The sequence below is a fragment of the Paenibacillus sp. FSL R7-0297 genome (genome assembly GCF_038009025.1).
In the GTDB taxonomy this organism is placed as follows: domain Bacteria; phylum Bacillota; class Bacilli; order Paenibacillales; family Paenibacillaceae; genus Paenibacillus_AQ.
On sequence record NZ_JBBPAQ010000001.1, the window covers coordinates 4,859,182 to 4,882,955 of the forward strand.

The window sequence follows — 23,774 nt, forward strand, 5'->3', positions numbered from 1 at the left end:
CCGCTCAGCCAGAGGTTATCATCCCCTTTCATTATGTCCCACCAAATATGCACAAGTGTATCAAATAATGGGATTCAATTCTGCTCAAAAAAACGCACTTTCAACCCAGAATCGACTATTTTAAAATATAAGGATTTATATAGTTCACGTTATAAATCATTCTTACAGGCACAAAAAAAAGAAATCCTGAGAGGCAAACTACCTGTCAGGATTTCCAGTGGAATTATACCTGTACGCTTACTATACTCCTGCTGTTCTTACTTCATATACAACTCGACCAGCTTATAGCACCGGTCCCGGGTAACCCCGGCCAGCGTGGCGGCATACTCCAGCCCCTCCGCTGTCCCGCCTTCGTATTTGGCTGCGGCTTTGGCCGCTGTCTCATCGCGGAGTGTAATCCAGTTACGCTGTTCCTCTTTCAGCTTAGACATTTCTGCTTGGGGGAGCTGCTGCTTGAGCACCTGATAAATCTCATTCAGTGCTTTGTCCCACCGTTCGTTCTCCTGAACGGCCGCTGCTGTCATTGCAAGCGTTGTACCTTCATCCGACAGAGCCTTCAGGTCTGACAACCCCTCTTCAATCTTATCCAGTTTGTCAAAATAGGCCTGACGCGTGGACTCCTCCGGCTCCGGGGTAGATTCAGCGGTTGTCTCCGGCGAGGGAGCTGCCGTCGTTGTGGCTTCGGGAGCGGGCTGCACAGTGGCAACGGCTGTCGCTGCTGGTGTTATCTCCGGTGCTGCAGAAGTTTCCACCCCGGTCTGCTCAGGAGCCGCTGCATTGCCGTTGCCGGCCTCATTATTGCCGCAGCCGCCTATCAGCAGACTGGAGATCAAAAGTGTGGTTATTATTGCTTTTTTCATAAGTCCTCATCCTGTCGGTTTGGTATAGTAGTTAGCATACTTCACAGATCCGGCTGGAATCAACAGCCTCTAGACTTATTACCTGTAACTGCCGCTTACTAATCATTACCGACCCTGGGATAATAAAAAGAAGAGCCCAAAAGGCTTAACGCCTATCAGGATCCTCTTCATTCAAATCTAATTATGTACGGGTCCTGCAATCTACATTCTGAATAAATTCACAGATTTCCCCGTTGTTTTTGCCGAAGCTATGCTTCACTAATAATATTGTACCGTCAGAATCTACAATCACTGCTGCTCCGGTTAATCCGGGCACCATCATTCAACCTTCTCGCTCACAAATCAAAACGTCCCGATGATCTGCACAAGCATCATCCGGGACGTTCAAATTACACGCTATCTTTTTATAAGGACGGACTGTATTCCTCATAGGACAGCACAATGTGCTCTCGTGTTAAGGGGCTATGCTCTATAATTGCCTTCCGTTTTGGCTTTCAGCACAATCTGTTCAATATCTGCAAAGCTGCATCCGGCAAGGCGCCCACATACCTCTTCAGTCAACCCTGCTTCACCATCAAATCCGTTAATCAATTGTTCAATATATTGACGTCTGCTGGATTCATCCGGCAGGGAATAGGTCATTTTCGTATCAAATCTTCTCCAGATCGCCCGGTCCAGTTCATTCTCCAAATTCGTTGCCGCTACAAAAATACTGCTATCGCCGAAGTCATCCAGACATTGCAGCAGGGTATTTACTGCGCGTGCCATCTCTTTGACCTCATCATTGCTCTCCCGTGTTCTGGCAATCGCATCAAATTCATCGAGGAAAAGGACGCAAGGTGTTGCTTTGGCATATTCGAATATTTTGCGGATATTACTGCCGGTTTCCCCCAAATGACTGTGAATAACCGCGTCCAGCCGAACCAGAATAAGCGGAAGCTCTAACATCTGGGCCAAATAGAATGCGGTCAATGTTTTCCCCGTACCTGGCGGACCATACATGACCACTTTATTGGGAATGGGTACGTTGTGTTCTTCGAAAGTTGCCCTCATCCCGAGTATAGTAATGAACTCCTCAACAATCTTCCGGTTCATCTGGGGCAGTACAAGTTGCTTTACTTTTCTGGCACATTCTTTTGGTGTGAAATACGTCCCCATATCTATACCCTTCGCTCTAGGAAGACGCTGATTACTGCTGTTTTTATTCATTATTGTGTTGAAGCTCCTTAACTGGATTATGAGTATTTATTCGTAATTTTTACGTTTAAATCAATATACCTGCTTACTCCCCGTATTGTCAACCGGGGGCACTCAGAGCGTCTAATCCTCCTAAATGGAGCTTCAGGATGAATTGAGCGGGAAAAATTATGCTGCGGGAGTCTTGACAGCTACTCAAGTCAGGAGTAGTATTTTGGAATACTTCTAATGTTCCTGGAAAATCATTGAATCCAAAGGAGGCCCCCTATGATTGATGCTCTACGGAAACTCGGATTGTCCGATCTCGAAGCCCGCTGTTATCTGGCGCTGCACGGTCAGCCCCCTTCTTCCGGCTACGAAGTCTCTAAGCAGGTGTCAGTTTCACGTTCGAATGTCTATGCTGCGCTGCGCGGCCTTGTAGAGAAAGGTGTCTGTCGTGCTGAGGAAGGTGATCCGATTACCTTCGCGGCGATTCCAATCGGACAGGTTGTTAAGCTGCTGCAATCGGAGTTCGAACGAACTGCACGCCTACTGGAGAGTGAGCTGACTACCCTGCCGGATACGCCGCCCTTCTTCAGTAACTGGAAAGGAGATCAGCAGGTAGATCTGGCGATCCGCCGCCTCGCCGCCAATGCCAGGGAGGAGATTCTGGTCGATCTTTGGGCAGAGGATCTGCACTGGGTCGAGGAATCGCTGCTCTCAGCCGAGCACCGGGGTACCGCCGTTCATCTGATGGTTATCGGTGAAATGCCGACGGAGCTTGAACATGTCATCGTACATAGTGTGCCGCCGGGGGGACCGCATCGGTCACGCAATTTCTCCATGCTGCTGGATAAGGAAACGGCGCTGCTCGGCAGCTTCAGCCGGCACGCGCCGGTATCGGCGCTGGAGAGCAACCACCCGGCGGTGCTGAATGTACTGCAGACCTCGTACTTCCACGATGTTGTGATGATGCGGATCGAGAAAGATTTTGCCGGGGAGCTGGAGGACCGGTACGGGAAGGATTATGCACTGATCCGGCGGGAGCATCCCGAGATGCATGCGAAGAACTCCGGCATGTAATGAGTTTAATGTATACCTGTGAATTAGAAAGGATGACATGTTTTGAATTCAAAAGGCTCGTCCGTACTACATAACCGCTCGTACCTGCGCCTGTGGATCGCACGGATATTCTCGACCAGCGCTTTTCAGATGCTGTCTGTCGCTATTGGCTGGCAGATGTACGCGCTGACTGACAGCGCCTTCCAGCTGGGTCTTGTCGGCCTGGCGCAATTCCTGCCGATGCTCCTGCTGACACTGCCGGCCGGACAGACCGCTGACCGGTACGACCGCCGGACCATCGTCTATCTCTGCCAGCTGATGGAGAGCGTAGTTGTCCTGCTGCTTGTTCTCGGCAGTGTGCAGGGCTGGCTGGGCTCGCTTCATCTGCTGGTCGCCGCCGCCATTCTCGGCGCCTGCCGTACCTTCGAAGGCCCAGCCTCTGCTGCGCTTGTGCCGGACATCGTGGACCGGGAACAGCTGCCGAAGGCCGCAGCCTGGTCTGCCTCCGCAATGCAGACCGCGATGATCGTCGGCCCGTCACTTGGAGGAGTGCTTGTCGTTTGGGGGACTGCCGCTGCCTACATCGCCTCACTTGCAGCGCTGCTGATCTCGACCGTGCTCATCTTCTTCGTCAAGACCGTTCACTTCGTGAAGAAGCTGGACGCCGTCAATATGGACACGTTCCTTAGCGGCCTGAAGTTTGTCTTTGCCCGCAAAATCATTCTTGGCACTATCTCGCTAGACCTGTTCGCTGTGCTGCTTGGCGGTGCGACTGCCTTGCTTCCGATCTTCGCCGAGGATATCCTGAAGACCGGCTCACTCGGTCTTGGTCTGCTGCGTTCTGCACCAGCGGTCGGGGCGATCCTTGTCTCGCTGATTCTAACCCGATATTCGGTGGAGAAAGCAATCGGCAAGACATTGTTCGCCTCCCTCGTTGTATTCGCCTTGGCGACGATTCTGTTCGGGATGTCCCGCAGCTTCTGGCTCTCGCTCTTCGCGCTGTTCCTCATCGGAGCCTCCGACGTCGTAAGCGTTGTAATCCGTTCCACGCTGGTTCAGGTCAACACACCGCAAGAGATGCAGGGCCGGGTCAACGCCGTCAACTCCCTGTTCATCGGCACCTCGAACCAGCTGGGCGAATTCGAGTCCGGTACGATGGCCGGTCTGGTCGGTGCCGTACCAGCGACAGTTATTGGCGGGCTTGGTACACTCGTCATTACCGTGATGTGGATGTATTGGCTCTTCCCGGTCCTCCGGACGCAGAAGACCTATATGGCGGAGAAAGGTTAATAGAGAACGGTTCTTGGAAATTATTCACCCTGTAGATAAAAATAATGGTCTAAATAAAAAAGTTAAGGCTGCCAATGGGCAGCCTTATTTGTGTACCTATAAACACTCTCTATGCTTCAATACAGTTGGGCAGCCGCCTCAGGAGTAAAGGCTTGAATCTCCTCCACCCTGCCCTCGCGGATTTTCTTTGCCCATGCCGGATCACCCAGCAGCGCGCGTCCTACGGCTACCAGATCGAACTCCTGATTGTCCAGCCGCTTCAGCAGTTCATCCATCCCTTGATGATCCGCTTCCCCGCCTTCAGCGGGATCATTGTCCATGCCTACGGAACCAACAGCAATCGTTGTCTTCCCGGTGAGCTTCTTCACCCATCCGGCGAGACCCAGCTCCGAGCCCGCGAATTCAGGGTCCCAGAACCGGCGGGTCGAGATATGGAAAATATCTACGCCGGTCTGTACCAGCACATCCAGGAATTGCTTCAGCTGCTCCGGTGTATCTACTAGCTTCGCCGTGTAATCAGTCATTTTCCACTGGGATAACCGGATGGAAATCGGATAATCCGGTCCGACTGCAGCGCGGACGGCAGCGACAACTTCGGCTGCGAATGTGGTGCGCTTCAGGAAATCGCCGCCATAGCGGTCCGTCCGCTGATTGGTTTGTTCCCAGAAGAATTGGTCAATCAATAAGCCGTGACCGCCGGAAAGCTCTATCCCGTCGAAGCCAGCCTGCTGCGCATTCACTGCTGCATCGGCATAAGCCTGAATGACGCCGGAAATCTCTTCTTCTGTCATCGGCTCGCTAATCTTGTTTCCTTGCATATCGAGACCTGATGGCCCGATCGATGGTGCATCCGGGTAAGGCTGGGAACCCATTGGACGAATCATTCCCATATGTGACAATTGGGGAAAAATAATCCCGCCGGCCTCATGAACCTGTCTGACGACTTCACGCCAGCCGCTCAGAGCGGCTTCGCCAAACAGATTAGCGAGTCCCGGATCACTGCTCGCCGCCGGATGGTCAATCATACCAACGGTGATGATCAGCCCCACCCCATTCTCAGCGCGGCGGCGGTAATACGCTGCCATATCCTCCCCTGGAATACCCTCAGGTGCAAAAGCACGCGCCATTGGTGACATTACGATCCGGTTGGGTATATTTAATTGTTGAACCGTATAAGGTTCAAATAAGGTCTCCAGTGAATGAATTTGCTCCTGCTGTTTAGCCATGGTTAACGCCTCCTCTAGACTATATGATTATTCTCAAAGCGGGGTATGAATGCAATAGTAACAAGCTCCAGCCCCCCCATCAACCAACAATCTGCCCAAGTTGTTGCTTAAGCTAGAAGCCGGAAAAACTGTCGTATTGGCAGATCCTATTTGTTGTCTGTCAATAAGGTGATTATAATAAAGGGATTCTACTCACTACTGAAAGGGGTGTTCCTTGGATGGCTGGCATACTCCCCCCCAATCCTAACGACCCGCGGGTGATTCGGACCCGTCAATTAATTCTGGATGCCTTCATCCGACAATTGAATATCATGGACTTCAACTCGATTACCGTCGGCGATATTACCAAAGCTGCCACTATTAACCGGACCACCTTTTATGCACATTTCCAGGATAAATATGCGCTGTTCGAAGCCTTTTTGTTAGACGCCTTTACGAATATGGTCCTCCATAAAGTCGATGCAACGGGACCGTTGACCGAAAAGACCCTTCAGGAGCTAATCGTAGCCTTATGTAACTATCATGAAACCAGCCACCGCTGCTTCAAAAGATATGATTCTGTCGCTCTCCTGCTTGAGGAGAATATCAAGCTGCATCTTGAGAAGCTTATCCTGCAGCTTATTAGCGAATCAGACTCAGCTGCAGATTCGAAGCCGCTTGCCACTGCGGCCACCCTGCTAAGCTGGTCCTTATACGGCGTAACCTACCGATGGAATGTGGAAGGAAGAGCGGAGTCTCCCTCCGAACTTGCGGAGCGGGTCATGCCGCTGATCACGGGCGGATTCCCCATGTTCAATCCGCAAGTTTCCTAATCAGACTTGCCCAGGTGTAAAATCAGCGGTAGCCTCGGACGTGAAAATCGTGTCCAGGGCTGCCGCTGTTTATATTGAGCCAACGTTGTGGGACAATATCGAGATACATAAGCGCTGAATGGTGAAGGTTGTCGCGCACACGGTAGATAGATCATCTTGATTTACGTTTGTTATCCGGATGTGGGGCAAATAATCAGTCTTCAAGTCCGGAAAAGATTGATGGAAATGCGTCAACACCAGCTACACCAATTCCCAATACACTACTATCCGAGACTTCAGATAAGAAAATTGCTATTTTATGGTGTTCACGAAAAAGCACAAAAAGACATATTTTCGTCATTAGATGTTGTAATAAATGGAGAAACGAAAACATTCAATTGGATCAATGTAACGAACCCCTCCTTCTATCCTCAAATATCGGTCATTGATTTAGATGCAGATGGAGAAGATGAAATTGTCATTGTTCTGACAAAAGGCGCTCAGTGAGAGCGATTCAAACGATTGGTTTGAGCAACCGAAGCCTCCCCCCCGACCTCACATTATAATGGATCAGCAAAAAGATGCCCCGCGCGCCGGAATCCTCCAGCGCCGCGGGGCATCTTTTATCAAAACAACTATTCTAATTCAACCGTCTTGTTCAGATCCGACTTCTCTGTATCCTGATTGGTGATTCGTTTGAACATATAAGTCGCCATCTCCGCCAGATTACCGCTCTTCCAGTATTCAGCAGCTTCGGCATGAACCTGAATCAGGATCACGTTCGGGTCATCATAGGTGGTCTTCAGGAACGTGTTATAGCCTGCACTCCAGAATTCCTTCTTCTTCTCCAGGTCCTCCACGATCTTCGCGGTTCCGCGGATGGAGACATAGGATTTGTCTGCGTACACAACGTTAACCCTCGAATCATGCAGGATCTCATCGAACTTGCTGGTATCCTTCTTCGTCAGGAACCACAGGTCTCCGTCAAACTCAACCTCCTGCGTTTTCATGGGACGGGATACCAGGCCTTCGGGTGAGATCGTCGTGAACATCGCTGTATCTATACCTTTGATAAGGTCTCTGACCGTCTCGACAGCCTCCTGATGATTTTTATCCAATGTCGACATGCTTATCGCCTCGTTTCTTCCGGGTTATGGAATAGGATATCCAAATGCGTATCTATTATTAACCCGATTAGGCGGAAACCTATCTCTAACGGTTCAGTCACAGCTTCACCACCAGGTTCAGTATTCGCCTTTGATGACGAAGAACGAGCCCCTGATCGTTCCGGCCAGCTTAGACTTCTGTCTGGCGAATTTGAACTTTGTCTCCAGCTCTTTGGGAATCTCCATGCCCTCAGAGAGCTTGAATCCGACAGCCCGCTTCTTGGGATCATCCACGGTATACATCACGTTAAGCGCCAGTCCGTCCTCATAAAAGACGTAAGCAAACCGGATATTCTCTACCTGAAACCGCGAGGTCTCCAAAGGCTTGGCCGAAAATTCAAGATCACGTTCTTTTTTCAGAATTCCATTCACATAATCCAGAGTCTCCTGGCTTTCGCTGGCCGGAACAACCGTGAACTCATGCTTGTATTTATTCATGAAGTAACGCGCTTCATTCGCACGCAATCCTGCAAGGGCATCCACTACAGGTGACGACTCCAAACCAGCCGTAGACACCTCTTTGAAATTAACGATATAAGACATTGCACTTCCTCCTCGGCTAACCCGTTATTTACTTACAACAGGAATCCACATTTCACCTACAACCTGTCCGTCCTGCTGCCCCATCTCAACCGATGTATTGGGCCCGCCCACATAGGCGACATCCTTCGCTTCCGGCAGAGCTTGACCAAAAGCAACTCCGGCGAGCTTATTATTCAGTTCTTCAGCCGTTGCCGCTTCCCCTCTAACCACCAGGTATTTACCCTTAGGAAACTGGATAACTCTGGCCTCTTCCGGCGCAGCTGATTCGGTCATGACACCCGCATAATACATCATTTTGTTGTTCACCGCTTCACTCACGGCAAAAATATATTCGTTCACGGCCATCGCCTTCAACTTATCGAGCCTTCCATCTACACTGACGGCCTGCCAGAAGTCTGACTTTTCTTTGTTAATACCGGCATAGTCCGTGTAATCGCTCTTAAGCTCCGTGCCCAGACCTATGACGATGAAGCTGTCTTTTTCTTCTAACGTGTAATTTGCCATGATCGCAACCATCCTTTGTAGTTGAAATTTGTCTTCCTGTCTTGATATGTATATGATAGCCTTAAATCATGTCATAAAATGAAACTGTTTAGGAGTCGCGATGAAAAAAGTTGAACGGGTTAATGTCATCATGCGATATATCAACAACCGTGCCCACTTTACCATTACTGAAATCATGCAGGAATTTAACATCTCCCGTTCGACTGCGATTCGGGATATCCGGGAAATCGAGGCGCTAGGGATGCCGCTTGTCGCTGAAGTTGGACGGGATGGCGGGTATTCTGTGATGCGCAATTCTGTCCTTCCCGTGGTCCGATTTACAGATAATGAGCTCAAAGCCCTGTTCATTGCCTTCATGGCCACAAGAAACGGGCAGCTCCCTTATCTCAAGAGCCGTCAGTCTCTAACGGAAAAATTACTCGGACTCGTCTCGGAGAACCAGCAGGAGGACCTGTTTCTTCTGAATCAAATCCTGCTGTTTGAAGGGACCAACCCGAACAATCCTGACCTGCTTGATCTGTCTGATCTCCCCCACCCCATGCTTGAGAAGCTGATCCAGATCCTCCTGGTTGACCGCTATTTGCTGATTACCAGCGAAGAAGCGAAGCTCCTCCAGGTTTATCCCGTTTATCTCTTACGCCTCTATCGTGAGAAAAGCTTTTGGCTGATTGAGGCCTTCGACTTAAACGATGAAAGGAAGCGGATTATTCCTGTTGACCAAGTCACCGATGTTGTCCTAAATCCGGATAAAAAAAGATTAAGCAGGAAAAAGATTCTGGAAAAACTGAGCAGTCAGGAAGAAGAAGTCAACCTCGTTCTTGAACTCGGCCCCAAGGCGATTGCCCAATTCAAAAAATATCATCCACTGAAGGTATCGCTCTCCTATACGAATCCTTACCAGAGCACAGCCATTCTCAAGACGTATATCCATGCGGATATGCCCGACGAACTGGCGGAAATCATAAACTGGCTGCTTTTCCTGGGCGGGGATATCAGACTTAAGGAAGCGCCGGAGGAAATCTGGGAAGGGTTAAAAGAGAGACTGCGTTTATTATGCCTATAATCAGTGTGCCACTAAGTGTACCGGATATTCAGATTACTATGGACTCTATACAACCTGTCCAAAAGAGTTTAATATTTTCAAGTAGTGTAATGACAATATCTGATTTGGCAGCAGGGAACTTATCCGGTAAAGGAGACTTTAGAAATCATGCTAAATTCAAACACAACCAGCCTATTGAAAAAAACATTGCGAGCCAGTATCGGTAACCAGGAAATCGCAGGTGCGAACCTGATGGTCATCAAGGACGGCCGCGAGGTGTTCTATCACGAAGACGGCTTAGCCGATGTCGAAGCGGGACGTCCTATCGCCCGGGATTCGATCTTCCGTTTATACTCCATGACGAAACCGGTTACATCCGCCGCTATCATGCTGCTGCTAGAGCGCGGAGAGATCGATTTGTTCGATCCGGTAAGCCGTTATATTCCAGGGTTCAAGAACCAGCTGGTCGAAAAGAACGGAGAACTGGTGCCTGTCAGCCGGGAGGTTGTCATTCATGATCTGCTGAATATGACCTCGGGTCTGGTATACGGAGGCGGATCAGACCAAGCCGCTCTGCATACGGAGGCTTTATTCCAGGAGCTGGACAGCCGCTTGCACGGCGATAACCGGATGAGCACCATGGAATTCGCCACCCGTCTGGGTGAAGGCCCGCTTTCGTTCGAACCGGGATCGTTCTGGCAGTACGGGACATCGGCGGATGTTCTGGGAGCCATTGTGGAAGCGGTTAGCGGGATGCGGTACGGCGAATTTTTGCAGAAGGAAATATTCAGCCCGCTGCAAATGCAGGATACCGGCTTCTGGCTGCCTGAAGACAAAAGAAACCGCCTGGCCAGAGTCTACCAGGAGGACGGCGAAGGCGGCTTGAAGCTGTATGCGGAGAGCCATCTGGGTATCTATCATCACATGGATCGGGAACCGGCCTACGAGTCAGGCGGAGCGGGCCTAGTCTCTACGATTGACGATGCCGCCAAGTTCACCACCATGCTGATGAACCAGGGCAGCTTGAACGGCGTTCAGCTGCTCAAGCCTAGAACCGTTCAATATATGACTACAGCTGTTCTAAGCGATTGGCAGCAAAAAGGCTTCGATACCTGGCATTCCCTGCAGGGGTATAGCTATGGCAACCAGATGCGTATCCTGAAAGACACCGGAAAAGCCGGAGTGATCGGCGGCCAGGGTGAATATGGCTGGGATGGCTGGCTGGGAGCTTATTTCACCAACAGTCCGCAGGACGGCCTGACCTTCCTGTTCATGATCCAGAAAAAAGATGCCGGCACACTGCCAGTTACTCGCAAGCTGCGTAATATTGTGTTTAGTTCGTTGTAAGTAACCTGCTCTTCTTGTCGAATATACATACAGGGTCCAACTCTTGTCCTTCGTAAAGAACTAGAATTGGACCCTGTGCTATGAAATAAATCCGCATTTTCTCTACGCTTTCTCCAAACGCTCTGCTAAGTTACCAGTTTGCGTTTTTCCTGTTCGTCTCAATGACTTCATGGAAACGGTCAGGAAAATTCGTATAGACTCCATCCACACCCCAGGAATAGGCTTTATCCATATTGAGCTGATAATTAATGGTATAAGGCATGACCTTAAGTCCCGCCCGCTTTATCTGCGCCACATAGGACGCGCTGGTCCCCTGGAAATTCGGGCTGATACCAACAGCATAGGACTTCACATCCGCCAGATAAGCTTCGGTAAGTCTTACCGAGGAATAATCATTCCATACAAGCTGGTACAACGGGATATCCGGGTTGATGGAATGGAACTTCCGCAGACTGGCTGCGCTGAAGGAGTGTATGGCCACTACTTTTTCCAGATCATATTTCTTAATGTATTCATTCAAGAGGACTTCAATATTAATCTTCGGCGTTGATTCCTTGATTTCAAGGACATAGCTGATCTCTTTGCCAAAGGTTTCGAATACCTCATCAAGTGTGGGGATGGTGGTCCCTACATATATTTCTCTGGCAAACATCGGATACGCCTTATTGAACCACGACCCGGCATCCAGCTGTTTGATCTGCTCCAACGTCATGTTCCTTACATACCCTTTGCTATTGGTCGTGCGGTTGACTGTATCATCGTGGATAACAACAGGTATCTGATCCTTGGTCAGGTGGATATCCAGCTCAATCGAGTCGGAATCCATTTCACGCGCCAGCTCGAAGGCCGGTATCGTGTTCTCCGGAGCATATCCGGACGCACCACGGTGGGCGATCGTATATACTTTTTCCGCCGGATCAATGATTTCTTTCACTTTAACCCGGATGGTCGGGAAGGAAGCGTACAGTGTTGTAAATAAGAGTATACATATTAGTACATGCATTCCGATAAAATAAGCTTTATGGCTGACAATCTTCTTCATTCCGTCGTCCTCATTTTCCTGTAACCTTTACTTTTGCAAATATTATTATATTAACAGTTAGGGTGATTGAAATCCACATTTTTAATTAACGCTTCTCCGGATGCTTCTATAATATGTTCCTACCAGGCCGGGCGCTCTTGAATTAACTCTAACTGATACCGGGTATTCAAAAGCGGCATCTCCCCATTATCTAATGGTAGAAATGCCGCTTTTAGTATGATTCAACTTCCCATATACTTCTCCACACCGGCCGGATCCATGAGCACCAGCTGCTTGTTACCAATCAGCTTGATTAGACCCGAATCTTCAAACCTGGAGAACTTCCTGCTAATGGTCTCGCGGGTCACCCCGACATAACTAGCCAGCTCTTCGCGGGACAGCGGAAGATCAATATGAATGCGGCTACCTTGCCGCTTGCCGTATTTGTCACTGAGTTCCATGATCATGCAGGCAATCCGGATCTCCGGATCTTTGGTCGCCAGGCTCTGCGCCAGATTCTCCGTGTGGGCGAGTCTTTTGGTTACACTCTTCAGCAGCCGTAGAGAGATATCCGGATTCTCTGTCATTAACTGCTCCATATCCTTCCGGGTAAGCATACAAATATTAGTGTCTTTCAAGGCATATGCGTTAAAATTGCTAAGCTCATCACTGTTAAAAATACTGAGCTCCCCGAAGAAATCCCCATTCGTCAGTATGTGCAGGATTTGTTCCTTGCCTTCAGGAGTCATCTTGGATAGCTTCACATGCCCCTGTTGAATAATGTACAGCGTATCTGACGGCGCCCCCTCGAGAATTAACGGCTGGCCTTTAGTATATTTGCGGTGCTTAATCATAGCGCTAATTCTGGTGAGATCATCGTCCGTCAATGCAGCAAAAATCGGCACCTTGCGTGTACAAGGTTCTGCGGCGTGCTGGCAGGAGTGCTCTTTCATACCTTTCCCCCTGAAATGTAGTATTTAGAAGCTGCTTACTCTAATGAGTAACAGATTTCTTATCTTCAACCGCTACGAAATGACTTGTATCCTCTCCGCAGACCGGACATACCCAGTCTTCAGGCAAATCTTCAAACGCGGTGCCGGCGGTTACGTCCTCATCAGGATCGCCTATTGCCGGGTCATAGATATAGCCGCAGGGTGTACAGATGTATTTCTTCATTCTTCTCAGCTCCTAATAGGTTGTTTTTTAGTTCAATCGGGATTGTACTTCAGCCATAATGGCTTCTATGTTATTGCCGGCAAGATGAATTCCGGTCAGGCTGATCCCCTGTTCAACAGCCGACTTATAGGTCAGGGAGGCAGCGGCTCCTTGCCAGGATAACGCACCGGTAATTGTATTATCTTTCACATAGATCCGCGTATAGGCGCCATTCTCTTCTCCGCTGACCGCCACATCGCATTGCCGTTCATCTGTGTTGCCAATAGAGAACAGAGAGATCCCAAAAGCATTAAACAAAGTAACCGGAACCGCCCTGCGGTAAACGGTCAGACTGTCAGCCATGTTGCTGCCGGCAATCCTTCCCTGTTCTATTGCGCCGCCCCATAGTCCTTCAACATGCCCGTTAATTTCAGCAACATCACCGGCAGCAAAGATGTTCGGATCACTGGTTTGCAATTGTTCGTTTACAATAATGCCGTTCCGGACTTGAATAGCCGACCCGCTTACAATCGCCGTGTTAGGGACAATTCCGATAGAGTATACAACATGGTCACACGGGAAGTTAGAACCATCTTCCAGCGTAATCCCGGTAACATAGTCTGTACCCGTAATAGAGTTTACCCCTGCTTGCAAGATCACCTTCACTCCGGATTGTTCCAGAGTCTCCTTAAGCAGGCTGGAGGAGTGCCCGTCCAGCTGTCTGCCCATCAGGGACGGGGCTGCTTCGATCACGGTTACCTCGTAACCTCCTTCGAACAAGGCCCAAGCCGTCTCGATGCCCTGCACGCCTCCGCCAATTACCGCTATGCGGCTGCCATTCTGCAGACTATCTTTTAACCGGTCCGCGTCGTGCATGTCTCTGATAGTATGGACATTCTGAAGTCCGGCACCTTCAATAGAGAGTGCACGGTTCCTCGCGCCCATACACAACAGCAGCTTGTAATATTCCACACGCTGACCGTCCTCTGTCTCTACCATCCGGCAATCCGGCTGGATCGAGGTGATCCGGGTTGAGGTCTTGACGTTTATACGGTTATCACGATACCATTTCTCTTTCTTGATCAGTACTTTCTCGCTGTGCAGGTCGGTGAACAGGCCTTTGGTCAGCTTAATCCGGTTATACGGAAGCCCGCTTTCCTCTCCGAGAATCGAAATTTCCGCTTCCGCGTCCTGATCGCGTATTGCTTTGGCCGCATGGACGGCGGAGACGCCGCCGCCGACGATTACATAATGCTTTGTCATGAGTTGTTCCTCCTCCCTAGATTGAGCTCAGCAGCAGATCCGATACAAATTCAGCCGCATTTTTAATTTTCTGGACCTTCTCTGGCTCTTTAGGGGAGAATCTTACTCTTACTGGGAACTCAACATGTGTCATGCCGGTGGTTTTGATGACCTCCGAAGTGCTTTGCACGGTCATATTCGTTCCGTTCAAATAGTCCTGTATGACCTCGATGGCTTCTCCGCTCCAGCCGTACGAGCCAAAGGATGCCGCAAGCTTGCCTTCCAGATTCATATGCTGCAGCTCCTTCAGCACATCCTCCAGGTTCCCGATCATGTCCGCATATTTAGTAGAGCTGCCGATAAAGACCGCGTCTGCAGAAGCAATGCTATTCAGAATATCCGCAGTGCTGCTTTTATCCGCATCCCAGACTTCTGTTCCGATATTATTCTCCTGCAGGCAATCCTGGATGATTTTGGCCATTTTCTTCGTGCTGTTCTTGATGGTGGTATATACGATGACTGCTTTTTTACCCTGAGTCGTTTCGCGGCTCATCGTGGCGTACAGATCAATGAATTTACGAATATCCTCCCGGATCAGGAATCCATGGGATGGGGCAATCATGCGGATATCCAGATCCTTGACCGCTTCCAGCAGTGTTCTTACATATCTTCTGTGCGGATGAATAATGGCGGCATAATACCCCTTGTAATCTTCGGTGATATCAAATCCAGCTTCATCACTGAACAGATTCTCCACAGCTACATGTGTACTGAAGATATCGCAGGGGAACAGGATCTGATCCTCGATACAATACGTGATCATCGTCTCGGCAGTATGAAGGTACGGCGTTTCTTTGAACAGCAGGGTTTTCCCGCCGATATCCAGCGTATCGCCATCTTTAACGACCAGGAAGTTCCGGCTGTGCAGCTTATACATTTCCTGCAGTTCCGGCACAGCGATTTCGGTGCACACGATCGTGGCGTTTAGAGCCTGGGATGCAAGGGCTGCCAAGCCGCCGGAATGGTCGGGCTCCGTATGGTTAATTACGATGTAATGAATATCCATGAGGTCAATCATTCCGGCGAGACACTCGGCATATTCACGGCCGAACTCCATATCTACTGTATCAATCACGGTCGGCTTGCCCGTTTTTAACAGATAGGAATTATAGGTTGTTCCTTTAGCCAGAATCAGGCGGTGGAACGGAACCTGACGGTTATCTATTTTGCCTACCCAGTAAGTATCCCCGGCGATTTGTTTGAATTGTGTACTCATATTGTGAACCTCCAATGTTTGATTGATAATCCTTATCAGCAACCTCATTCTATTACGGCTGCCACACAAAAAGGAGGATTCAAATCAAATTCCGGAAGTTTATGAAACAGCTTAACGGTATACTTTTAATTTAGCCGAATGAACAGAAAGGATGGTGCGTAGGGTCACAGTTGGACAGAAATAATGAAATTACTCTTGTCTGTCAGCGGTCAAAATAAAAAGCCGATCCCCATGAGATCAGCTCTTCTTAGCAACAAACGTTATACAATCCGAAGTCAGCCTGACAGGTTCACCCTTTCTGCTGATTTCATATTCCAGCAGTTTTACGAAGCGTTGCTCAACTTTCCAGCCGGCATACTGCTGGTCCAGCAGCTCGAACATTCTTGCCGTACCATCCCTATATTTCAAAGATTCAGCGATAGGCATGCTGTTACGGCCAATCCCTGATCCTAAATCCAGTACACTTAAGTATTCCCGCTCCTTATATTCCTCTAAAAGGCTGATCACCGTCTTAACGGGCCTGTGAAGCCAGGACCCTGGCTTGAATAAGTCGTATGTATCGTAACAGTCATCATGATATTTCTTTTCTTCGGATCTGATATTGGCTATTCTGTCCATTGGTTCACCTCAAGTTTCTCTCAGATTGTGCTCTTACGAAATTACATTATAATAGTTATCGCAGAAATAGTATGTTATAAAAAGAGCCTGTTGAGAGTTCTCAACAGGCCGTACACTGCCGTAGGGCAGTTAAATATAACGATCTTCTATCAGGCTATTTCTGTGCCGCAGTAACAGCTGCCAATTCCGCCGGAACCGGCTGTGGAACTGACCCTTCCTGAGCTGGCGCGAGGACATTGTCAGCGGGACCTGGCACAACTTCCGGAACCGGCTGTGGAACTGACCCTTCCTGAGCTGGCGCGGTGACACTTTCAGCGGGAACAGGAACAAGTTCCGGGGCAGGCTGTGCTACTGGTTCTTCCTGCGCGGCTACGGTGTAGCTTTCAGCGGGGACAGTAACTGCTTCCGGGGCAGGCTGTGAGGTTCCCTCTTCCTGGGCCGCTGCCGAGGCACTTTCGGAAGCCACTGTGCTGGATGCTGTATCCGGTTGGATTAAGCTTCCGCCAGCTCCCGCAAATTCCTCGGCTTCAGAAGGATAATGCTCTGAACCGGCTACTACCTGCGGCGTGATCTTCGAAGCCCATGCTGCAGCTGAGGTACTGATTCCTGCGATTAATAATACTGCTGTTACGGATAAGAAAATAGTTTGCTTTTTCAGCTTCTTCGCATTAAGCATATGAGTTAATCTCCTTTTTAATTGTTTGCCGTCACCGGACAACGGGGCATAGAACTGTTCGGGTAGACCTTTTGAGCCGGCCATTACGTTCAAAAGGGTCACGCCATAGCGCTTCCGCTCGGCATGGGACATCTCCTCTACAACCTCTTGATCACAGGTCAGCTCGCTCCAGGTATGAAGCTCTTTACGAACCGAGTGAACCAGCGGATTGAACCAGTGCAGAGCACTGACTCCCAGCATTAAGGCCTTGATCCACAGGTCCCTCCGCTTCAGATGAATCAATTCATGGCGGAGCACCATGTCCATGTCCAGGCTTGCACCATTCTCTGCCGGCAGATAAATATAGGGTTTCCATAGACCGGTAAGAAAGGGACTGCGTGCTATGGGACTGTACACAAGCCCAACGTTACTTTTCAGGCCAAGCTTCTCCTTGATGCTCCTCAGCAGGATAGCAGTCTCACTATCCGCCGGTGCAAGGGTACGCGTACGTTCGAGTTTTATCATAAATCTGCGGTAACCGTATAATTGCCAGGCGGCATAACTGATCCCCCCTGCTGCCCAAATGCCCAAGATTATATAGGCAGCAGGGGCTGAGAGGATCACAGCAGGCCGGAACGGCTCAGATAAGAACCCGGCAAACTTGGCCGGCTGTGAATCCTGTACACTTGTTGCTATGCGTGATGCGCTTAGCTGTGATAACCACGGAAATATAAGGGCTATAGGGAACAAATACAATGCCACTGCCAGCTTAATGAGTCCGTAACGCCATTTTGCAGGAAAAAGCTCGGTAGATAACCAGCCCAAAGCATGAATACTGGCAGAAACTATACTTCCGGCAACAGTCAGGGAGAACAGAATTTCAAGTATGGTGTTCATTATCATCACCTACTTTTCCGAGAACCATTGCTTCAGCTCATCAATATCCTGGTCCGAGAGCTTGTCGCCGTCATACATAGCGGAGATCAGGTTCTTAACGGAGCCCTGATACAACCCGTCCAGAACATGCTGCGCTTCGACCAGCTTATACTGCTCAGGCGAAATCCCGGGAACATATTTGTTTAACCGGCCGTGCCTGGTGGCAATCAGAAACCCTTTATCCACTAACCGCGACAGAAAGGTGGATATGGTCTGCGCTTTCCAGTCCTTCCCCTTTTGCGCAAACCTGTTCAGCAGCTCAGTCGATGTTACAGGGGGTGTACCTGCCCAAATGGCTTCCATTAGCTCTAATTCCGTATCCGATAACTTTGAAACTTTGTTCAATGTGAACACCTCTTAGCTTCGTTATGCGTCCATAACGTTTATTACTACACTACGTAGTAGTTTTAATCTACTACATATTGTAGTGGATAGTCAAATGTACGCTCTGCTTTTATAAAAAAAAGAACCCGCATTAGATGCGGATTCCAGCATTTCAAACGACGATTACGCCAAATATCTTCCCGTAATTGAATGCTCCGCAAGAACAATCTGCGAAGGTGTGCCCTCGAATACGACCTCACCGCCTTTGCTGCCTCCGTCCGGTCCCATATCAATGATCCAGTCTGCCTGGCTAATCACATCGAGATTATGCTCGATGACGATCACCGTATTGCCGGCATCCACCAGCCGGTTCATGATCTCCAGGAGGTGCCCGATGTCGGACATATGCAGGCCAGTCGTCGGCTCATCCATCACATAGATGCTGCCCTTCTTATGCAGCTCGCTGGCCAGCTTAATGCGCTGGCATTCTCCGCCCGAGAGTGTGCTGAGCGGCTGGCCAAGTGTAATATAGTTCAGCCCCACATCACTCATAGCCTGAAGCTTGCGCACCACCTCTTTGAGCTGGAAGAACTCAAGAGCTTGTTCAACAGTCATCTCCAGCACCTCGGCAATGGATTTGCCGTTCAGCTTGTAGGCAAGCACTTCCTCCTTGAACCGTCTGCCTCCGCATACTTCACAGGGCAGCTTCACGCTGTCGAGGAAACCAAGGTCTGTGTACACGACACCAAGTCCCTGGCAATTCTCGCAGGCCCCCTTGGAGTTGAAGCTGAACAGCCCTTGATTCACCTTATTGGCCGCAGCAAAAGCCTTGCGGACATCATCCATAATCCCCGTGTAGGTAGCGGGATTGGAGCGTGTTGAGACGCCAATCGCCGATTGGTCAATAACGATCGTATCCGGATGCTGATTAAGAAAGACGTCATTAATCAGCGTGCTTTTGCCAGAACCTGCGACACCTGTTACCACTGTAAGTACTCCGGTGGGAATATCCACACTTACATTCTGCAGGTTGTGCAGAGAGGCATTCTGGATGGACAGCCTGCCGGAAGACGGTCTGCAATCCTGCTTCAGCTGAAGCGGCCGCTTCATATGGGTGCCTGTCAGTGTACCTGACTCCAGCAAGCCCTGGAAGCATCCTTCATAGACAATGTTACCGCCCCGGCTGCCGGCGTGAGGCCCGACATCGACAATATGATCCGCAAGCTTGATGACATCGGGATCATGTTCAACGACAATAACGGTATTCCCTTTGTCGCGGAGCTTCTCCAGCAGCTCATTTAGCCGGTGGACATCCCGCGGGTGCAGCCCGACGCTGGGCTCATCGAAGATGTAGGTCACATCCACCAGGCTGCCGCTTAGATGCTTCACCATCTTGACGCGCTGTGATTCTCCGCCGGACAGCGTATCGGTCTCACGGTCCAGCGTCAGGTAATCCAGCCCGATATCGACCAGATGCTGCAGCCGCTCCGCCAGCGACTTGACGACCGGAGCTGCGGCAGGTTCCTCTATCTCCCGGATGGTGCGGATGAGCTGACCGACTTCCATAGCGGACAGCTCCGCAATGTTCCTTCCATTGATCCGGCAGCTGAGCGCAGCCTGGCTAAGTCTTGCCCCGTGGCAGCTGGAGCAGGTGCCTTCGGTGATGAACGGGGCAACCATTTTTTGCGTACGCTCAGATTTGGTCTTCACATCCTGCTTGATGTACTTGCCCGTAAACTTCTCTATAACACCTTCTACCGTAATGTTGGTTGCCTTCCCGGCAAAATCCATCTTCACTTTCCTGGCCTTGCCGTGCAGCAGCTGTTCCAGCTCCGCCTCTGAATATTCGCTCAGCTTCTTGTCCAGATCGAAGTCACCGGCCTGCACAATCATGTTCCAATCCCAGCCGCCGACCGAATAGTCCGGCAGCATAAGGGCTCCATCATTCAACGATTTCGACATGTCTACTGCCCGGCTCATATCGACACCGAGCTTGCGGCCGATCCCGTTACATTCGGGACACATCCCCTGCGGATCGTTGAACGAGAACATGTTCACTCCGCCTACATGAGGCTGACCCACTCTGGAGTACAGCAGACGGAGAATTGGCGAGATGTCAGTGATTGTGCCCATCGTGGAATGAGAACCGCCGCCCAGCCGCTTCTGATCTACGATAACAGCCATGCTCAGGTTCTCGATCCCGTCTGTATCCGGCTGCGGATAACGCGGAAGGAAGGTTCGCACGAACATGCTGAAGTTCTCATTGAGCAGCCGCGTCGATTCAGCAGCGATCGTATCGAAGACGATAGATGACTTGCCTGAGCCGGATACTCCGGTGAAGATGGTGATTTTCCGTTTCGGGATCCGCAAGGACACGTTCTTAAGGTTGTTCTCCCTTGCACCAGATATCACGATATACTCCTGATTCATTTCGTTCATGCTTAGTATTCCTCCAGACGAGATCGTTTTGTTTGTTTTGTTTCTATTGTCTTTAGCTTTTGTTTACATCTTTGCCCCATGATTTTAAGAAGATATATGATAGTTATATTGTTGCTGTAGCTGTTACACTAAAGGAGAGAGAGTCTGATATCTATTGAACGGTATAAAATGAGGGTTCTGACTGGGAACGGGGTTCGGATCAGGGTTATTTGTGGTTGCTCATTGCGTATTGGCGGGAGCAGTTTGATTGGCGCGCCAGAGAAGCCGAGGTGAACCGCTTGTCACATTTTCGCTGTACCATCGATGGAATGGATGTGCATTTCGTGCACGAGCGGGGCAAAGGTCCTAACCCGCAGCCGATTATTCTTACACACGGATGGCCGGACAGCTTTGTGCGATACGAGAAAATTATCCCTATGCTTTCGGACCCTGCCCGTTATGGAGGGAATCCCGAGGATTCCTTCGATGTCATTGTCCCTTCCGTACCCGGCTTCGGCTTCTCAAATGGCCTGAAACGCGCTGGTGTAAATAATGCCTATGTTGCTGAGCTGTGGGCCAGACTAATGACTGAACAGCTGGGCTACGCGAAATTCGCTGCGGCAGGCGGGGATGTCGGCTCTGGTGTTACACGGTATCTGGCATTCAACCATCCTGAGCTTCTGAACGGCATACATCTTACCGATATCGGTATCATCCGGAATCTCCTGGCTGTGCAGGATAAGTCAGGGCTTACTGAAGTAGAGCTCCTGTATATCAAGAATACTTCGCAATGGATAGCTGATGAGGGCGGGTACATGTCGATTCAATCGATGAAATCACAGACGCTTGCTTACGGACTGAACGACTCACCTGTGGGATTGGCAGCTTATTGAGAAATTCCATGCATGGAGTGATTGCAAGGGTGACCTAAGGAACAGCTTTAGCGAGGATGAACTGCTTACGAATATTATGATCTATTGGGTTACCAATACAGCAGGTTCAACTGCGGATATCTATTACGAGAACACGCATTCACTGCCGCCTCTCGGGCGTATTGAGGTGCCCACCGGAATAGCTATTTTCCCGGGAGATATCGCCTTGCCTCCCCGGGAATGGGCTGACCGCAATCTGAATATTACCCGCTGGACAACCATGCCCAGCGGCGGACATTTCACAGCTATGGAAGATCCCGCGCCTCTGGCGGAAGACATCCGTGAATTCTTCAGAGCATTAAGAGGATAAAAGATTTCACTGCTTCACCAGCACAGACAGCTCGCCCTCAAAAACCTGATCGTCTGAGCTGGTGAACGTTGATAATAACACCGTAACCAGGCCTGTTCCATTCCGCTTCTCTTCTACCCCGGTCACTTCAACCATGGTATACAATTCATCACCCGGATAGACGGGGCGTATGAATTTAATGTTGTTCATCGCAGTTCCGGCAATAACCTCATCCCCATAGCTGCCTGTCTCCACCCACAGCTTAAACGACACAGCCAAGGTCTGTATTCCTGAAGCAATGATTCCGTTGAATCGGCCTTGTGCTGCCTTCTCTTCATCCAGATGCATATATTGCGGATCAAATTCGCCGGCAAATCTGATGATATCCTCCTTGGTTATGCGCTGAGATTGGGTTCTAAACACTTGTCCGATATAAAATTCATGAAACCGCATGATTGCACCTCTTGAAGTAATTTTGCTCAGTTATTTTAGAGTAGGATTATATCACAGATCCGGAATTTTGGTTAGACAGGGGCAAACTAATCATCGTCCGGTCTAATAATGCCCATATCTGTTCGGCCATCACTGAAGCCGCTGCTGCGCTTACGGTAGCCTTGACGGCCTGGCAGGCACTTTTTGAGCACGGCAAGCTTCAGCCAGGTCAGCGTGTTCTCATTCATGGAGGTGCTGGTGGTGTTGGACATGAAGCCATTCAATTAGCCAAGCATTCTGGCGCTTATGTAATTACGACAGCAACCGGACTACGTGACAAGAATATCCGCACCTGTAGATAGGGTTCTGGATACAGCTATGCTGGGGAGAAAACAGAAATAATCATCTCTCCATGCTATTTCAACGAAAATTCTATTGAAAATTAACTTCCTGGTCCGGGCTAATCTCCAGTCGTTACACCGGATCATCGTACCTAAAGGATATTCAAAATCACATTCGCCCATAAATGTGAAGCCAAGCTTACGGCAAATGGCTTTAGAAACTTCAGGCAAGTTTCTTCTATAATAAACCGCACTTTAGACTGAATCAGCCAATCAAAGTTGTACGGATCACAACTTTGATTGGCTGATAGCAGGGTGCATTGGAGAATTGCTGCATTTCATACAACAATCACCCCTTACCAAGGCAGCGTAGTACCCGCATAGTCAATCAGAGTGAGCTCTTGCTGCCCGTAATCCGGCTTCAGGCGATTCTCCATTCGTTGCAGAATAGACCCGGCTGATTCATCAGCGGTGAGGCTCCCGGTTGTATCCAGCTTCCCTTGCATATAAGTCTGGACATGCCCGGGATGGACAACCATTACCTTGCCGCCCTGCGCCGCTATCTGATTCTGAATTAACTGAGACTGCATATTAAGCGCCGCCTTGGACATGCAGTAAGCGTACCAGCTGGTGCGCCAGCAGGTTCCAATACTGCCAGCTTCTGATGAAATGTTGACGATCAGCTTGCTGTCACTCCGGAGAATAGAATCAATTAAGCTATTCGACATCCGCAGCGAGCCTAGCGTGTTCACCCGGAAGACCTGCTCCATTTCACCAAAATCCAGCGTATCCTGAATCGTCTTGCTCATATCTCCCAGGATCGCCCCGTTGTTAATCAGTATATCCACCCGGTCCGTGCAAGCTGCAATAGCCTCGACCGCTTGTTGTACACTTTTTGCGTTGCTTATATCCAGGTTCAGCACCTGCAGCTGCTCTTCATAGCTTGCCTTCAGCTGTTCCAAAGCTTCATTGGTCTCCTGCAGATACTGCCCGGCAAACACATGATACCCCTGCTCCAGTAGTGCCTTAACCAGACTCAGTCCAACGCCCCGGTCGGCCCCCGTAACTATAGCCCATCGATTCTCCAACAGGCTCACCTCCTGTCCAATTTCTCTTAAGTGAAATGCT

24 protein-coding genes and 2 pseudogenes are annotated in these 23,774 nt (G+C 49.7%); 9 read left to right on the top strand and 17 right to left on the bottom strand.

Features of this window, described 5'->3' with window-relative positions:
* Positions 1-257: 257 nt before the first annotated feature.
* Together MKZ24_RS21150 and MKZ24_RS21155 are read right to left on the bottom strand one after the other, a co-directional pair.
* Positions 258-860: a lysozyme inhibitor LprI family protein gene (locus MKZ24_RS21150; RefSeq protein ID WP_340786084.1), complete on the bottom strand. Its 603-nt coding sequence runs from the start codon at positions 858-860 to the stop codon at positions 258-260.
* A 404-nt stretch (positions 861-1,264) separates the two neighbouring features.
* Positions 1,265-2,069: pseudogene (locus MKZ24_RS21155) on the bottom strand (AAA family ATPase).
* A gap of 255 nt (positions 2,070-2,324) precedes the next feature.
* Between MKZ24_RS21155 and MKZ24_RS21160 the strand changes: the two are divergent.
* Both MKZ24_RS21160 and MKZ24_RS21165 read left to right on the top strand, forming a co-directional pair.
* Positions 2,325-3,119: a TrmB family transcriptional regulator gene (locus MKZ24_RS21160; RefSeq protein WP_042236480.1), complete on the top strand. Its 795-nt coding sequence runs from the start codon at positions 2,325-2,327 to the stop codon at positions 3,117-3,119.
* A gap of 42 nt (positions 3,120-3,161) precedes the next feature.
* Positions 3,162-4,388 carry an MFS transporter gene (locus MKZ24_RS21165; protein WP_340786093.1) on the top strand — a complete coding sequence of 409 codons (1,227 nt, stop codon included), beginning with the start codon at positions 3,162-3,164 and terminating at the stop codon, positions 4,386-4,388.
* Between the two features lie 116 nt (positions 4,389-4,504).
* On the opposite strand, the gene MKZ24_RS21170 is transcribed toward MKZ24_RS21165, so the two are convergent.
* Complete coding sequence (locus MKZ24_RS21170; protein WP_042236476.1) at positions 4,505-5,614, bottom strand: NADH:flavin oxidoreductase; 1,110 nt, start codon at positions 5,612-5,614, stop codon at positions 4,505-4,507.
* A 218-nt stretch (positions 5,615-5,832) separates the two neighbouring features.
* Between MKZ24_RS21170 and MKZ24_RS21175 the strand changes: the two genes are divergently transcribed.
* The gene (locus tag MKZ24_RS21175) at positions 5,833-6,426 is read left to right on the top strand and encodes a TetR/AcrR family transcriptional regulator (RefSeq protein WP_336100400.1); all 594 of its coding nucleotides are present in this window, start codon (positions 5,833-5,835) and stop codon (positions 6,424-6,426) included.
* Between the two features lie 219 nt (positions 6,427-6,645).
* Complete coding sequence (locus MKZ24_RS21180; protein ID WP_340786104.1) at positions 6,646-6,912, top strand: hypothetical protein; 267 nt, start codon at positions 6,646-6,648, stop codon at positions 6,910-6,912.
* 128 nt (positions 6,913-7,040) lie between these two features.
* Here the strand turns inward: MKZ24_RS21180 and MKZ24_RS21185 are convergent, their stop codons facing one another.
* The 3 genes from MKZ24_RS21185 to MKZ24_RS21195 form a co-directional block, all read right to left on the bottom strand.
* Positions 7,041-7,532, bottom strand: coding sequence for a pyridoxamine 5'-phosphate oxidase family protein (locus MKZ24_RS21185; RefSeq protein ID WP_340786106.1), 492 nt, complete (start codon positions 7,530-7,532; stop codon positions 7,041-7,043).
* Between the two features lie 117 nt (positions 7,533-7,649).
* Positions 7,650-8,114: a phage tail protein gene (locus MKZ24_RS21190; RefSeq protein ID WP_340786109.1), complete on the bottom strand. Its 465-nt coding sequence runs from the start codon at positions 8,112-8,114 to the stop codon at positions 7,650-7,652.
* Between the two features lie 24 nt (positions 8,115-8,138).
* Positions 8,139-8,618, bottom strand: a complete 480-nt coding sequence (locus MKZ24_RS21195) for a GyrI-like domain-containing protein (RefSeq protein WP_340786111.1) — start codon at positions 8,616-8,618, stop codon at positions 8,139-8,141.
* Between the two features lie 100 nt (positions 8,619-8,718).
* On the opposite strand from MKZ24_RS21195, the gene MKZ24_RS21200 reads away from it, so the two are divergent.
* Positions 8,719-9,681 carry a helix-turn-helix transcriptional regulator gene (locus MKZ24_RS21200; RefSeq protein WP_340786113.1) on the top strand — a complete coding sequence of 321 codons (963 nt, stop codon included), beginning with the start codon at positions 8,719-8,721 and terminating at the stop codon, positions 9,679-9,681.
* 147 nt (positions 9,682-9,828) lie between these two features.
* Entirely contained in the window at positions 9,829-11,007 is a 1,179-nt protein-coding gene (locus MKZ24_RS21205; protein ID WP_340786116.1) for a serine hydrolase domain-containing protein, read from the top strand.
* 130 nt (positions 11,008-11,137) lie between these two features.
* Here the strand turns inward: MKZ24_RS21205 and MKZ24_RS21210 are convergent, their stop codons facing one another.
* From MKZ24_RS21210 to MKZ24_RS21250, 9 genes are all read right to left on the bottom strand, one after another.
* Positions 11,138-12,049: a glycerophosphodiester phosphodiesterase family protein gene (locus MKZ24_RS21210; RefSeq protein ID WP_340786118.1), complete on the bottom strand. Its 912-nt coding sequence runs from the start codon at positions 12,047-12,049 to the stop codon at positions 11,138-11,140.
* A 221-nt stretch (positions 12,050-12,270) separates the two neighbouring features.
* Positions 12,271-12,981 carry a Crp/Fnr family transcriptional regulator gene (locus MKZ24_RS21215; RefSeq protein ID WP_340786121.1) on the bottom strand — a complete coding sequence of 237 codons (711 nt, stop codon included), beginning with the start codon at positions 12,979-12,981 and terminating at the stop codon, positions 12,271-12,273.
* 40 nt (positions 12,982-13,021) lie between these two features.
* A complete protein-coding gene (rd, locus tag MKZ24_RS21220) occupies positions 13,022-13,204 on the bottom strand; it encodes a rubredoxin (protein ID WP_340786124.1) in 183 nt (60 codons plus the stop codon).
* Between the two features lie 27 nt (positions 13,205-13,231).
* The gene (locus tag MKZ24_RS21225) at positions 13,232-14,446 is read right to left on the bottom strand and encodes an NAD(P)/FAD-dependent oxidoreductase (protein WP_340786125.1); all 1,215 of its coding nucleotides are present in this window, start codon (positions 14,444-14,446) and stop codon (positions 13,232-13,234) included.
* A 16-nt stretch (positions 14,447-14,462) separates the two neighbouring features.
* Positions 14,463-15,701, bottom strand: coding sequence for an FprA family A-type flavoprotein (locus MKZ24_RS21230; protein ID WP_340786127.1), 1,239 nt, complete (start codon positions 15,699-15,701; stop codon positions 14,463-14,465).
* 237 nt (positions 15,702-15,938) lie between these two features.
* The gene (locus tag MKZ24_RS21235) at positions 15,939-16,319 is read right to left on the bottom strand and encodes a class I SAM-dependent methyltransferase (protein WP_340786129.1); all 381 of its coding nucleotides are present in this window, start codon (positions 16,317-16,319) and stop codon (positions 15,939-15,941) included.
* A 154-nt stretch (positions 16,320-16,473) separates the two neighbouring features.
* On the bottom strand, positions 16,474-17,871 hold the full coding sequence (locus MKZ24_RS21240; protein WP_340786131.1) for a M56 family metallopeptidase: 1,398 nt from the start codon (positions 17,869-17,871) through the stop codon (positions 16,474-16,476).
* Between the two features lie 9 nt (positions 17,872-17,880).
* Positions 17,881-18,255 (bottom strand): BlaI/MecI/CopY family transcriptional regulator, encoded by a 375-nt coding sequence (locus tag MKZ24_RS21245; RefSeq protein ID WP_340786134.1) that lies wholly within the window; start codon positions 18,253-18,255, stop codon positions 17,881-17,883.
* Between the two features lie 162 nt (positions 18,256-18,417).
* Entirely contained in the window at positions 18,418-20,673 is a 2,256-nt protein-coding gene (locus MKZ24_RS21250; RefSeq protein ID WP_340786138.1) for an excinuclease ABC subunit UvrA, read from the bottom strand.
* Positions 20,674-20,888: 215 nt separating this feature from the next.
* Between MKZ24_RS21250 and MKZ24_RS21255 the strand changes: the two genes are divergently transcribed.
* Positions 20,889-21,545 (top strand): epoxide hydrolase family protein, encoded by a 657-nt coding sequence (locus tag MKZ24_RS21255; protein WP_340786141.1) that lies wholly within the window; start codon positions 20,889-20,891, stop codon positions 21,543-21,545.
* A 76-nt stretch (positions 21,546-21,621) separates the two neighbouring features.
* A complete protein-coding gene (locus tag MKZ24_RS21260; RefSeq protein WP_340786144.1) occupies positions 21,622-21,894 on the top strand; it encodes an alpha/beta fold hydrolase in 273 nt (90 codons plus the stop codon).
* 6 nt (positions 21,895-21,900) lie between these two features.
* Here MKZ24_RS21260 and MKZ24_RS21265 read toward each other — a convergent pair whose 3' ends face one another.
* Entirely contained in the window at positions 21,901-22,326 is a 426-nt protein-coding gene (locus tag MKZ24_RS21265; RefSeq protein WP_340786147.1) for a MaoC family dehydratase, read from the bottom strand.
* A 158-nt stretch (positions 22,327-22,484) separates the two neighbouring features.
* On the opposite strand from MKZ24_RS21265, the pseudogene MKZ24_RS21270 reads away from it, so the two are divergent.
* A pseudogene (locus MKZ24_RS21270) lies at positions 22,485-22,631 on the top strand (NADP-dependent oxidoreductase); the annotation flags it as partial.
* 371 nt (positions 22,632-23,002) lie between these two features.
* Here the strand turns inward: MKZ24_RS21270 and MKZ24_RS21280 are convergent.
* Entirely contained in the window at positions 23,003-23,734 is a 732-nt protein-coding gene (locus MKZ24_RS21280; RefSeq protein WP_445324170.1) for an SDR family NAD(P)-dependent oxidoreductase, read from the bottom strand.
* Positions 23,735-23,774 lie beyond the last annotated feature (40 nt).